5 protein-coding genes are annotated in these 14,696 nt (G+C 39.2%); 4 read left to right on the top strand and 1 reads right to left on the bottom strand.

Annotated features, from left to right (window positions below; translation table 11 throughout):
• Positions 1-10: 10 nt before the first annotated feature.
• Positions 11-2,521, top strand: a complete 2,511-nt coding sequence (gene ligD / locus ACQ5J2_RS00470; RefSeq protein ID WP_432671734.1) for a DNA ligase D — start codon at positions 11-13, stop codon at positions 2,519-2,521.
• Here the strand turns inward: ligD and ACQ5J2_RS00465 are convergent.
• Complete coding sequence (locus tag ACQ5J2_RS00465) at positions 2,518-3,288, bottom strand: Ku protein (RefSeq protein WP_432671733.1); 771 nt, start codon at positions 3,286-3,288, stop codon at positions 2,518-2,520. The two genes, ligD and ACQ5J2_RS00465, sit on opposite strands and share 4 nt — an antisense overlap.
• Before the next feature lie 231 nt (positions 3,289-3,519).
• On the opposite strand from ACQ5J2_RS00465, the gene ACQ5J2_RS00460 reads away from it, so the two are divergent.
• From ACQ5J2_RS00460 to ACQ5J2_RS00450, 3 genes are all read left to right on the top strand, one after another.
• Complete coding sequence (locus ACQ5J2_RS00460) at positions 3,520-4,689, top strand: zinc-dependent alcohol dehydrogenase (RefSeq protein WP_432671732.1); 1,170 nt, start codon at positions 3,520-3,522, stop codon at positions 4,687-4,689.
• Positions 4,690-5,181: 492 nt separating this feature from the next.
• Positions 5,182-5,349 carry a hypothetical protein gene (locus ACQ5J2_RS00455; RefSeq protein ID WP_432671731.1) on the top strand — a complete coding sequence of 56 codons (168 nt, stop codon included), beginning with the start codon at positions 5,182-5,184 and terminating at the stop codon, positions 5,347-5,349.
• Between the two features lie 236 nt (positions 5,350-5,585).
• Positions 5,586-13,394 carry a LamG-like jellyroll fold domain-containing protein gene (locus ACQ5J2_RS00450; protein ID WP_432671730.1) on the top strand — a complete coding sequence of 2,603 codons (7,809 nt, stop codon included), beginning with the start codon at positions 5,586-5,588 and terminating at the stop codon, positions 13,392-13,394.
• Positions 13,395-14,696 lie beyond the last annotated feature (1,302 nt).

The raw sequence follows: 14,696 nt of genomic DNA, 5'->3' as shown, positions 1-14,696 counted from the left end.
AGTCTTATTTATGTCATTAGCAAAATACAATCAAAAGCGCAATTTTGAACAGACGGATGAGCCTAAAGGAACAAAAGGGAAGTCTGCAAATGAGTTTGTATTTGTAGTCCAAAAGCATGCAGCCTCTCATTTGCATTACGATTTTCGGATACAAGTAGGTGGTGTTTTAAAAAGTTGGGCGGTGCCTAAAGGGCCTTCTATGGATCCCAATGATAAGAGGTTGGCCATGTTAGTGGAAGATCATCCCTACGATTATAAAGATTTTGAAGGTACAATACCTAAAGGAAATTATGGCGCGGGAACGGTAATTGTATGGGACAAAGGGAGGTATGAATTGGTAAACGAAGGAGAATCAGCACAAAACCGGCTGCGAGAAGATTTAGAGAAAGGAAAAATAAGTTTTGTATTAAAAGGGGAAAAACTCAAAGGGGAATTTTCACTGGTTAAATTAAAAGGCAAACAAGAAAATGCGTGGTTGCTTCTGAAAAAAAAGGATGCCTATGCTACTGACAAAGATATATTGAAAAAGGACAAATCTGTACTAACGAACCGCACACTTGAAGCATTAGCCAGTGCTTCTCAAAAAAAAACTGCGCAAAGGAAAGCTAAAAAAAAGGAAGTACAATTGGGTTTCGTTGCTCCGATGTTAGCCGGAGGTAAAAAGGGCACTGCCTTTTCAAATGCAGATTATCTGTTTGAAAATAAATACGATGGCTATCGTTGCGTTGCTGTTGTCCAAGAGGATCAGGTTAGTCTGTGGAGCAGAAATGAACATTCCTTTACTGCGCAATTCGAAGCAGTTGCAGACGAATTAAAAAATATAAAACATGCTGCTGTTTTAGATGGAGAACTAGTTGTTGCGGATGCAAATGGCAAAGCCAGTTTTCAATTGCTTCAGAATTATATGCAAACGGGTGAAGGGACTTTACACTATTATGTATTTGATTTATTGAATCTCGATGGCAACGATACCACCTTACTTAGCCTACTGGAGCGAAAAGAATTATTGAAAAGATTGTTGCAAAAATATGCGTTTGAAAGGGTACGTTATTCCGAGCATGTCCTTGAAAACGGCCGGGATTTATTTGAAGAAGCTGTTAGAAACAAGACTGAAGGCATACTAGCAAAACGGATTGATGGAAATTATTTGGTAGGTAGGCGTTCTGCTGATTGGATTAAAATAAAAATAATTCAACAAGTTGCAGCTGTGATAATTGGTATAACTTCCCCTAAGCATTCCAGAAGTTATTTTGGTGCTTTATTACTGGGGCACTATAAAAACGGTACACTCGAGTACATTGGAAAATGTGGAACAGGTTTTACTGAAGCAGCTTTACAAGAGTTGCATCAAAAACTAACGCCGTACTTTGTTTCAGAACGTCCAATTTCTAAAAAAGTTTCTTTAAAAAATGATATTCAGTGGGTACAACCTGAGTTGGTTTGTCAAGTAAAATTCACCGAATGGACCCGTGGTGGACATTTGCGTCACCCTGTTTATTTGGGATTAAGAGTGGATAAAAAACCCAAAGAGGTAGTGCACCAGGAGCAAGATTCTGAAGAGCAGAAATCGGCTGTATTGGATGCTGTATCGGCTGAAACCGCGCCAAATTATGATTTAAAATTAGGAAAAAAAACACTGCATTTAACCAACCAAAACAAAATTTATTTCCCAGAAAGTGGCCTCACTAAAGGTGCAGTGCTGGAGTATTATAAAGCAGTCGCCGGTTCTATTTTGCCCTATTTAAAAAACCGCCCCCAATCCATGCACCGGTTTCCCAACGGAATTACTGGTTCGAGCTTCTATCAAAAAGACGTTGATTTAGCAGCCGTTCCTAAATGGTTAAAAACGGTACCTATACCTTCCGCATCAACTGATAAGGAGTTGAATTATCTGATTTGCAACGATACGGCCACTTTACTCTATATGGCTAATTTGGGTTGTATCGATTTTAATCCATGGAATTCCACTACAAAAAAATTAGATAATCCGGACTGGATGGTTATAGACATCGATCCCGAAAAGGATGATTTTAAACTAGTAGTAGAAGTAGCACTGATGGTAAAAACAGTAATGGACGAGCTCGATACCCCCTGTTATTGCAAGACATCGGGTGCGTCAGGACTACATGTTTATGTGCCTTTAGCCGCAAAATATAGGTACGAATCCGTGCTCCTTTTTGCTGAGCTGATTGCGAGGGAAGTACACTTTCGCTTACCACAGACGACAACCTTAGAACGCAGTATTAAAAAGAGAAATCACAAAATCTATATTGATTATTTACAAAATAGAAAAGGACAAACCCTTGCGGCTCCGTATAGTATTCGGCCTAGAATTGGTGCTACAGTTTCTACGCCTTTACAATGGGAGGAAGTAACGAAAGAACTGCATCCCTCACAGTTTACGCTAAAAAATGTGCTCGAACGTTTTGCTGAGAAAGGGGATTTATGGAAACCCGTCTTGGAAACAGGTGCTACTATTGAAGAGCTGCTAGCCAAACTAGAAGCCTTGAAAAAAACCTAAGAGGACTTTTTATTTTCTAAACTGGCTTTTAGCATTTCCATCAAGTCGTCACTTTGATTATGTACTACTTTTAGTTTTGCTTTACTCGTTTTCTTTCCACTTGCTTTGTTTTTAATAATTTTCAGTAGCTTGGCTGTGTATTCGTCTTTATAATTGGTAATATCAAATTTTTCGGTTAGCTGATCGATTAATTTGTGCGCCATATCCCTTTCTTTTTTGCTGCTTGCTGCGGTTTTCGGGATTTTTATTTCTCCAGTGGTCCGGATTTCTTGAGCAAATCGAATTTTATGCAATAGAATAATATTTTTATAGGGTTTCAATAGGGCTAAGCTGTCCTTGTTTCGCATCACAAAATTAGCCACCCCTACTTTTGCTGACGATTCAAGTGCATCTCGCAAAAGGCCATATGCTTTTAAGGCACTTTTTTCAGGTTGGAGGTAATAGGGTTGTTCATAATAAATACTGTCAATTTCCTCTTCTAAAGCAAAACTTTGTATGTCGATGGTCTTGGTTTTAATGGCGTCTGCCGCTTCAAAGTCTTCTTCCTCCAGAATTACATATTTATCCTCAATTTTATATCCTTTTACAATATTGGCATACGGAACTTCCTTTCCTGTATTTTCATTGACCCGTTTGAATTTGATATTGGCGTGGTCTTTTTGATCTAGCATGTCCAAGTCCAAATTGCTGCTTTCCACTGCAGATAAAATTTTTACGGGAATGTTTATCAAACCAAAACTAATTGCTCCTGTCCATATTGCTCTCATACTGTTTGCTTTTAATTGCTGACTGTTGATTTTGTAGGTGGTATAAATGTAAACTATCCTATTGACGTAGGAATTATAGCATTCACTTCTAAAATTGTGTTATTACTCTATATAGATGGGAGTTGACCACCCCTGTCAGTTGTAAAATTTTAAAAACTTTCCTTTAAATTCTATAAAAGTATTTGAAATTATTATCTAGAAATTTAACTTGTTAATATTAAACACTTTATTATGAAAGCAGCAGTAATTCATGGTGCAGGTTCTATAACTTATGACACCGTCGCAGATCCGATTTTAAAAGAAGCGGATGATATTATTTTGAAAGTAACCTCAACCGCTATCTGTGGATCCGATTTGCACATCTATTCTGGAGGTATTCCGCAACCACGCCCTATGGTGTTGGGTCATGAATTTATGGGAATTGTCGAAGATGTAGGAAAAGGCGTCACCCATTTGAAGCGAGGGGATCGTGTCATCGTTCCTTTTCCAATAGCCTGTGGTGGGTGTTTTTTTTGCAATCACGATTTACCGGGTCACTGCGAAAATAGTAATGAGGAACATTATGGACCGGAAGGTGGTGTATTGACCCAGAAGGGTGGAGGTATGTTTGGTTATACGGATTTATATGGAGGTTATGATGGAGGTCAGGCGGAGTACGTGCGAGTCCCTTATGCCAATCATGGTCCTCGATTGGTACCTGAAGGTTTGACAGATGAACAAGTTTTATTTTTAACGGATATTTTTCCGACGGGATACACGGGAGTGGACTGGGCGGAAATTAAGGGCGGAGAAACGGTTGCCATTTTTGGAGCGGGTCCAGTAGGACTAATGGCTGCCAAGAGTGCTTACTTACGTGGTGCAGCTATGGTCATCATTATTGACACCTTGTCCTACCGTTTAGAGAAAGCGGCAGCTACTACAGGTAGTGCTACTATTTTATGGGAAGGCAATGTGGATGATGTTGTTAAGCAAATTCGCAATCTGACGCAAGGAAGAGGAGCAGATGCGTGTATTGACGCAGTAGGATTTGAGCCCGACCGCTCTTTGTTGGATAAAGCGAAAGCCGTAGTGCATTTCGAAAAAGGTTCAGTAAAAGTACTGGAAGCTTGTATGAGTGCTGTGCGTCGTGGGGGAATTGTATCCGTATTAGGGGTCTATCCTTACTTGTATGATAATTTCCCAATCGGACAATTTTTTGATAAAGGCTTGCAGTTGCGAGGCGGTCAAGCTCCGGTACATAAGCATATCGATAAATTGTTGCAGTATGTAGTGGATGGTAAAGTAAAATTAGATGATATTATTACCCATCGTATGCCTCTTTCAAAAATTGAACATGCGTATACAATTTTTAGTAATCGCACAGAGGGCTGCGTGAAAGTCATATTGGATCCTTGGATTTAATTGTTTTTGTTACTTAGTTAAAAAAAAGCGGCCTTTTGGTCGCTTTTGATTTTTTATATCCTTTCCCTACTTATTTTATAGCGTGCTGTAAGTATTGCCCCCTTCTTTATTTAATTTTTTATGATTTAACCCTTTCCTCCTAATATTAGGGTGTTTTCTTTGACTATCGTGCAAGTTCCAGCTGAAATAAATGCTCCATTCTCTATGGGTCGATGGTATCGAACATCCTTTTAAAGTCAAGAAAAAAATAGTTGCGTTTGCAACGCGATTCATTAAAACAGTATATAATTTATGAACTTGGCCTTTATATAAATGTTTTTATAAATAGCAGTATATTGGGTAGATGACTTTTAAGGAGTCGCGTGTCAAACGCTTTGTTTCGTTTTCAAAAAGGTAATGGGGTACGCGATGCAATCGAGTAGCAGGGGTATCAATAAAGTGAGGATATACAGAGAAGCTCAATGCATTTACTTCACTTCAATAAATATTGAAATGCAGAAAGTAGCACTATACGACCTCCGCGGAAGTTTACTACCAGTCTTGGAAGATGTAAATGGGAAAACGGATACATTTAGCAAGTTGAACATTGCCAATCAGGTAGTTTTGGTTAAAATAACAACGATAGACCCTAAGGTAACTAGTAGGAAGATTGCGTTTTAAATAGCGGTTGCGCTATTTGTGTTGAATACAGAAGCCCCAACTTTTTATAAGATTGGGGCTTCTACCTTTAGACTTACCTTCTATCTAAAAACATTATTTTCTAAATTAAGCGTATAAAAACAGCTTTTTTAAGTCCTCTTTTACCATTCACATACAAAGTTCTGCATTTCGCACCATTTTTTTGTGGTTTACTACTTTCAGACTTAGATTTGCTTGTAAATCCTAAATTTATCCTTATGAAACAAAAGTTCTGCTTTTTTCTATTATTAGTATTAACACAATTAAATGTCTTTTCCCAATCGGGAACACATTTAAATTTTGATGGAGTCAATGACTACATTAATATTCCAAATAGTAGTACATTTCAGTTTGGCACAAACCACCTGACCATAGAGGCTATGGTTAAAATGAGCGATTCTCAAATTGCTTATGCCGGAATATTTGCAAAATTACCAACTTCTGTTAAACCAAAAGGAATACAGTTTGTTATTGTTGGAAATAAAATTGCAGTAGAATATGGTGGCTTTAATCTTATTAATATGGCGGGTACCACCCTTCTAAACGATGACCAATGGCATCACGTTGCCTGCGTCTTAAATAGAACAGATAAGACTTTAAAGTTATATGTGGATGGTGTTATGGAGGCAAACACTTATTCAGAACAGCTGGGTATTGATAATATTTCAAACTCAAATTCAGTTTATGTTGGATTAGACAGAACAGGTGCGGCAAAATACAAGGGAAATATAGATGAAATAAGAGTTTGGAACGTGCCTAGAACGCCAGAACAATTAAACGGTAGTACAAATTGTGAATTATTAGGAACTGAAACCGGTTTATTAGCTTATTATAAATTTAATCAAGGAAATGGAGGGCAAAATAATACGAGTATTTCAATATTAAATGGAGCTACTACAACTCCAAATAATGGGACATTAATGAATTTTGCAAAAACAGGCACAGCAAGCAACTGGTTATCAGGTTCTGCTGTTGTAACGGGTTCAATAATTCCTTCTGTACCCACAGTTACAGCAACATCGATAACTTATGTTCAGGGAGAATCATCATCACCTTTGGCGGCAACCGTAGGTGCAAATGGCACGGGCTTGCTTTGGTACACATCGGCTAGTAGTATAAGTGGAACTCCAGCACTTATACCAAGTACTTTATACGCGGGAGTGACTTCATACTGGGTCGCTAGTACTAACGCTTACGGTTGTGAAGGTCCAAGAGCAGAAGTGCAGGTAACTGTTACAGCTTTACCGGTTCCTACAGCGCTAAATCCGCAAGTTTACGCTGGGTCGGGGACCATTGCTGATTTAACAGCTACTTTATCTAATTTGCGTTGGTATACTTCTACTACAGGAGGTACCGCTCTTCTATCAACTACTGTTTTAGTTGACGGTGCTACTTATCATGTAGCACATTCCTCTGGAGAGGCAGAAAGTATTAGAACTGCTGTTAAAGTAAGAAAGATTAGTGCAGCAAGTCAATTATTCTGTAATAGTGCAACAATAGCAAATTTTGTTACTACGCCTTCACCAAGTGCAACGGCAAAATGGTATGACGTGGCAACAGGCGGAACAGCGCTCTTAGAAACAACTCTAGTAACTACGGGTAATTATTATGTAGAGCAAACAGAGACTGAAACGAGTAACCGTGTTCTTGTACCTATTACAGTAGAAGAGGTATCAATGCCAACTAATCCTCCTACAATTGTACATTATTATAAAGGAGCTACAGCAACAGCTTTAACAGCGACAATTGGTACTAACGGAACAAGTCTGTTATGGTATACAGTTGCTTCTGGCGGAACAGGTACTGCGACCGCTCCTGTACCAAGTACTGCGACAACGGGATATACCTCTTATTGGGTTTCTAGTAAGAATGATAATGGTTGTGAAAGCGCAAGAACAGAAGTTGTGGTACTTGTAACTATTTTATCAGCTCCATCAGCAAAAAATCCACAAGTGTATTCAGGTACAGCAACAGTTGCAAATTTAACTGCATTCGGAGGTAACTTACTTTGGTATGCAGCGAATGAAGGAGGTACTGCTCTCTTATCAACTGCTGTTTTGGTTGATGGTACCACCTATTATGTTGCTACAACCTATGGAAATGTAGAAAGTAGTAGAACAGCCGTTAAAGTAAGAAAGATTAGTGCAGCAAGTCAATTACTCTGTAGTGGCGCTACAATAGCAAGTTTAGTGACGACTCCATCACCAAGTGCAACAGCAAAATGGTATTACTATGCAACAGGTGGATTATCGCTTTCAGGAACAACGCAATTGATAACGTGGAACTACTATGTAGAGCAACAAGGAACTGAAACTAGTAATCGTGTTCTTGTACCTGTGACCGTTGAAGCGGTAGCAGTACCTATTGTAGCACCCCTTTTGTCCTATAGTAAAGATGCGGTAGCAAGTCCTTTAACAGCTACTTCTAGCGCAACTGGTTTGTTGTGGTATACTGTAGCAAGTGGCGGAACAGGTTCTACTACAGCACCAATTCCTAGTACAACAACTTTTGGCAGTACTACTTATTGGGTTTCTAGTACAAATGCTAATGGATGCGAAGGTCCAAGAGTAGCCATTCAGGTTAAAATAGTTGGACCCGCTACCAATTTGAATTTTGACGGGGTTAACGATTATGTTTCAATACCAACAATAATAGCAACAGGCTCTTCCTATACAAAGGAAGCCATGATAAAACCAAATGCGATTACTGGAGTGTATAATATAATATCAGCAGAAGGAAGTGCATTTTGGATTCATAATGGTTATATTAAAGCGGGTCATACAACGGCTCTTTCAGATGTGTTTGCAGCTGCGAGTTCGTTGTTAAGCTCTTGGAACCATGTTGCTGTAACTTATGATGCGCCTTCTACTACTATGAAATTGTATGTAAACGGCGTAATGGTAAGTCAAAACGCAAGTGTTCCATCCTCAACGGGAAATAGTATTCAAATAGGAGCCTACACTGCTACTTCTGTTTTTGACGGAGGTATGGACGAGGTTCGTATTTGGAATAAAGTACTAACAGGTTCGGAAATTAATAGAAGAAAAAATTGTGAGCTTCAAGGTTCAGAGTCGGGTTTGATAGCTTATTATAAGTTCAATCAAGGAAATGCTAATTTGGATAATCCAACTCAAACGTCCTTAACAAATTCAGCTTTATCTGGAACTGCAGGTACATTAATTAATTTTGAATTAAACAATGTTATCTCCAATTTTTCTGTTGGTTCAACTGTTACAACTGGTATAGCTGTTCCGTTAAGTCCAACAGTTACTACGCCAGTAAATTATGTTCAAGGTGCCACGCCAACAAGCTTGACGGCCACCGGAAGCGGATTATTATGGTATTCAGTTGCTACGGGAGGAACAAGTTCTGCAACAGCCTTAACACCTAGTGCGGCAAACGCTGGTACTACTTCTTATTGGGTTTCTAGTTCAAATGCTAATGGCTGCGAAAGCGATAGAGCAGAAATTAAGGTTATTGTTGTAGCGCCAGCACCTCCAACAGCAAAAAGCCCACAAATTTATGCAGGTACGGGTACTATTGCAAATTTAAACGCTATAGGTAATAACATAAAATGGTACAGTACACCAACGCCTGGTACTGCTTTGGAACTAACAACGCCTTTAGTTGATGGAACTACTTATTATGTAAGTCAATTTTCTGGAGTAGTTGAAAGTGCAACTACTCCCGTAACAGTAAGAAGGATAAGTGAGTCAAGCCAAACGGTTTGTAGTGGGGCTACTTTAGCTACTTTAGCGGCAACTCCTTCCGCAGGTGCCACAGAAAAATGGTTCAATGTTGCAACTGGTGGAACTCAACTGTTAGGAACAACCGTTTTAACTACAGGTAATTATTATGTAGAGCAACTTGGAATTGAAACAAGTAATCGTATTTTGATTACTGTTGTTTTAGAGTATTCGCAAGTGCCTACAATCACAACTCCAGTTACATATAGTAGCGGAGCGGTTACAATTCCTTTAACAGCTGCTTCAGGTGAAGTAGGGTTATTATGGTACACGGTCGCCTCGGGCGGAGTTGGCACTGCAACAGCACCGACTCCAAATTCTACAGTTTTAGGAAACACCTCTTATTGGGTTTCAAGTACAAAAGCCAATGGCTGTGAGAGTCCAAGAGTTGAAATGGTTGTGAGAGTAGAAGGTCCAGCCACAAACTTAAATTTTGACGGTATTGATGATTTTGTTACTATAGGTTCTATTATTGCTCCTGCAGCTTCCTATACTAAGGAAGCGATGATTAAACCCAATGCGGTTACGGGAAGTTATAATATTTTATCTTCAGCAGGAGACGTGTTTTGGATTACTAATTTTGGAATTAGAGCAGGTCATGCCAATAACTTTTCGCTTGTATCGGCATCCGCTGTTCCACTATTTAATACTTGGAACCATGTGGCTGTCACGTATGATGCACCATCTACTACCATGAAATTGTACGTAAATGGGGTAATGGTAAGCGAAAATACAACTGTTCCCGCTTCTGCTGGAAATACGATTCAATTAGGGGCTTACGCCAATGCCGTATTATTTAATGGTGGTATGGATGAGGTTCGTATTTGGAATAAAGCACTAACAGCAGACGAAATCAATAGAAGAAAAAATTGCGAGTTGCAAGGTTCAGAAAGTGGTTTGTTAGCCTATTATAAGTTTAACCAAGGACAAGCAAACCTTAGTAATGCAGGTTTAACTTCATTAACTGACAGTTCTCCTAATTCTAAAACGGGTACTTTAAGCGGTTTTGCACTAAACAATTCAACTTCGAACTTTTCAGTAGGTTCGCCTATTACAACAGGTGTTGCAGTACCTTCTGTACCGACGGTTGCAACTCCAGTAATTTATGATGCAGGAAGTACAGCATCGCCGCTAACCACTAATAGTGGAACGGGATTGTTATGGTATACGGTTGCTTCGGGAGGAACAAGTTCTGAAACGGCTATTACACCTGCTACAACAACCGTAGGAAATACTTCATACTGGGTTTCCTCTTCAAATGCAAACGGTTGTGAAAGTGAAAGAGCAGAAATTGTAGTTACGATTGATGCTGTTCAAGTAACAATTACAACTCAACCTTCTAATTCAACCCTAATAGGAGGTACTAACGCTGATTTTGCTGTAGTAGCAGACGGTACTGTTTTAGACTACCAATGGCAAGTAAGTTATGATGACGGAAGTACATTTAGCGATATAAGTAACGAGGGTTTATTCAGTGGCGCAACCACAGCAAACCTTGCCATCAGTACAGTGCCTATTTCTATGAGCGGGACACAATATAGAGCAAAGATTAACGGTTCAGCAGTGATTTCCAATCCCGCAGCTTTAACAGTTACAGTCCCTGCATTTGATAATACACGTGTTTGGAATACTACGGGTGCCGCTGGTTTTTCTGCCGGTGCTTCCGATCAAACAGTACTATTTTCAGATAATAATGGAATGCCTTATGTAGCTTTTAATGATCATGCCAATGCTAATAAAGTAACGGTTATGAAGTTTAACGGAACTGCATGGATTAATGTTGGTTCGGCAGGATTTTCAGAAGTAAGCAACGTCTTTAATCTAAATTTAGCTTTTGATACTTCTAATACACCCTACATTGGTTACGTGGGAGGAGTAGCTGGAAGCACTGTAGTCCAAGTCAAGAAATTTACAGGCACTACTTGGGAAAATGTAGGAGGAACAGCATTAACTTATCAAGGTGAAGAACTTACACTTGCTATTGACGGTTTAAATCAACCTTTTATTGCATATAGCGATGCTAATGCAGCTAATAAAATGACGGTAAGAAAGTTTAATGGAACAGCTTGGACGCTTGTAGGTACAGCTGGATTTACAGCAATGGAAGCTTATGATGCTTCACTTGCCATTGACTTTAGCGGAACTCCTTATGTATTTTATCGAGATGAAAATGAAGGAAAACCAGCAGTAATGAAATACGACGGAAGTGCTTGGGTACCTGTTGGTCCAGCATCTGGTTTCTATAATGGAGTAGCATTTTATAACGCTATTATTATTGACCGTGCAGGAACTCCTTATGTAACGTTTGTCGATTTTTCTTACGACGAACTTATGGTTATGAAGTTTAATGGTACCGAATGGGTTGCAGTAGGAAATACCAATTTTGCCGCCGGAGTAATAAATAACTATCCAACGGTACTTGATGCAAGCGGAACACCCTTCGTAGTGTATCAAGATTCAAATAATGACTATAAAGCTACCGTTAAAAGGTTTGACGGTACCGCATGGACCACAGTGGGTACCGCAGGATTTTCATCCAGTACTGCTGATTATAGTTCCATAACGATGGATAGCGAAGGCACACCGTATGTAGTTTTTGTTGACGCTTCTGTAGCCAATAAAACAACGGTAATGAAGTTTACAGAAGACCCTGCTTTCCTTACCACATGGATTAATCAAATTTGGGATAACGGAGTGCCGAATCTTACAATGAAGGCAGTCATTAAAGATGCCTTAACACTTACTACTGATTTAGATGTTAAAGAATTAATCGTAACGCAACTAGGTAGTATTGTGGTTGCTTCAGGAACCACACTTACTGTGGATGAGAAAATTACCAATCATGGTGCTGCAGCTCACTTTTTAGTTGAGAACAATGGTACATTGTTACAAAATACCGCATCGACTAACATTGGTACAGGTGTCGTAAAACGCAACTCGGCTGAATTGTTCCGTCAAGATTATTCTTTATGGTCATCTCCAGTAGGAGGACAGAATTTAAGAGCGTTTTCACTACAAACATTGTACAATCGCTTCTCTTCGTATGATGCAGCAGTAGGTACAAATGGAGATTATGTACAGGAAATATTCACAACTAATGACATGAACACTAAACTGTTTAGCTTAGCTAAAGGATATTTAATTCGTGTACCAAACAACTGGGTTACTTGGGACAACATAGATGGCGATGATGCGCAATCTTATGAAGGTACATTTGCAGGGACATTAACTAATGGTGACGTGAATGTGGCACTTTCAGGTGCAAACAGCAAACTGAACTTAGTAGGAAATCCTTACCCATCACGTATTTCAATTGCTGACTTCTTTGCAGCAAACTCGGATATAAATGAAACTTTATATTTCTGGAGAAAGAAAGCAAGTGCAAGTTATTCGGGTGTGAGTCCATCAGGTTATGCTACATATACGCCACTTATGGGGTTAACAAGTCCTGATGCAAGTATTGTGGGAAGTCCTACACATATTGAAACAGGTCAAGGGTTCTTCGTAGTAGCTAATTCGGCTACACCAGGAAACTTAACGTTTACGAACTCAATGCGAACCAATGGAACAGCTACTTTTTATAGAGGAGCTACTGATACGACAAATGAACTACACCGTATGTGGTTAAACTTATCTACTGCTAACGTTGTAGTAGGGCAAACTTTAATTGGCTATGCAACAGGTGCTTCACAAGGAATTGACAATGGTTACGACGCGGCGTATCTTAACGACAGTCCAATGGCGCTAACATCACTTATCAATGGTGTAGAATATGCTATCCAAGGTTTAGGAGTACCGTTTGACCATACAAGTTCAGTGGCTTTAGGTTTCAAAACCAATGCAGCAACAACGTACAGTATTTCGCTTGCTAACTTTGACGGATTGTTTATTGGAAACCAAAACATCTACATCAAAGATAACCTTACTGGACTTGTTCACAACGTGAAAGAATCGGCTTATAGCTTTACAGCAAATGAGGGAATCGCGAACGACCGTTTTGAAGTGGTGTACCAAAATTCAACCCTTGGAACAAACAATCCCGACATAGACATCAACAAAGTAATGGTGTACAAAGAAGGACAAGATATCGTTATCAACGCGATTACTATGGAGTTGGAGAAAGTAGAACTATACGACATCCGCGGAAGCTTGATTCAAGTTTTAGAGAATGTAAATGCAACAACTGCTACATTTAGCAAGTTGAACATTGCCAATCAAGTAGTATTGGTTAAAATAACAGCAGTAGACAATCAAGTGACCACTAAGAAGATTGTATTTTAAAAATAGATTGTTACGTTAGTTCACAAAGAAAAACCCCAATTGCCTGTGCAGTTGGGGTTTTTTGATTTCTTGTCCGGTGGCATAGGAAGAGAAGGGTTGTGAGTTATGGAAAAATATTTAACGTTTAAAGTTGTTGGTTTCATTGTGCTTTATGTCAAAAATCACGTGCTATTTCGTCCTTGCGAGGAACGAAGCAATCCCATGTAATCGATACGTATTACGCTGGAACTTGTGTTAAGGGAAATGTTTAATGTTTTAAGTTTAAAGTTTTTGAAGGTTGTCGGTTTCATTGTGGTTTATGCTAAAAATCATGCGCTATTTCGTCCTTGCGAGGAACGAAGCAATCCCATGCAATCGGTACGTATTACGTTGGAGCTTGTGTTAAGAGAAATGTTTAAAGTTTAAAGTTGTTGAAGGTTGTCGGTTTCATTGTGGTTTATGCTAAAAATCACGTGCTATTTCGTCCTTGCGAGGAACGAAGCAATCCCATGCAATCGGTACGTATTACGTTGGAGTTTGTGTTAAGGGAAATGTTTAAAGTTTAAAGTTGTTGAAGGTTGTCGGTTTCATTGTGGTTTATGCTAAAAATCACGTGCTATTTCGTCCCTGCGAGGAACGAAGCAGTCCCAAATAATCGATACGTGTTTCGCTGGAGCTTGTGTTAAGAGAAATGTTTAATGTTTAAAGTTTAAAGTTTAAAGTTGTTGAAGGTTGTCGGTTTCATTGTGGTTTATGCTAAAAATCACGTGCTATTTCGTCCTTGCGAGGAACGAAGCAATCCCATGCAATCGGTACGTATTACGTTGGAGCTTGTGTTAAGAGAAATGTTTAAAGTTTAAAGTTTAAAGTTGTTGAAGGTTGTCGGTTTCATTGTGGTTTATGCTAAAAATCACGTGCTATTTCGTCCTTGCGAGGAACGAAGCAATCCCATGCAATCGGTACGTGTTTCGCTGGAGCTTGTGTTAAGAGAAATGTTTAAAGTTTAAAGTTGTTGAAGGTTGTCGGTTTCATTGTGGTTTATGCTAAAAATCACGTGCTATTTCGTCCTTGCGAGGAACGAAGCAATCCCATGTAATCGGTACGTATTACGTTGGAGCTTGTGTTTGAGGAGCAAGCCGTAATGCTTGAACGATTGAAAAACAAAATGAGGTAGTGCGCACTGTTAACGTCCCGCTAGGGAGGCTGACTTATCGTTCCATAAGCCCTCTACCGTTGTTTTTGAATGTAAAGAAGAGTAACAAGAGTGCGACAATTCCTAGTGTTTCTAAAAAATCCATGTAGTTTGTTATTTATTAAAGTGGG

The organism is Flavobacterium sp. SM2513 (genome assembly GCF_050908145.1).
Lineage (GTDB): Bacteria > Bacteroidota > Bacteroidia > Flavobacteriales > Flavobacteriaceae > Flavobacterium.
Note: the sequence above shows the minus strand (reverse complement) of the source record. Positions and strands in the feature narration are given on the sequence as shown.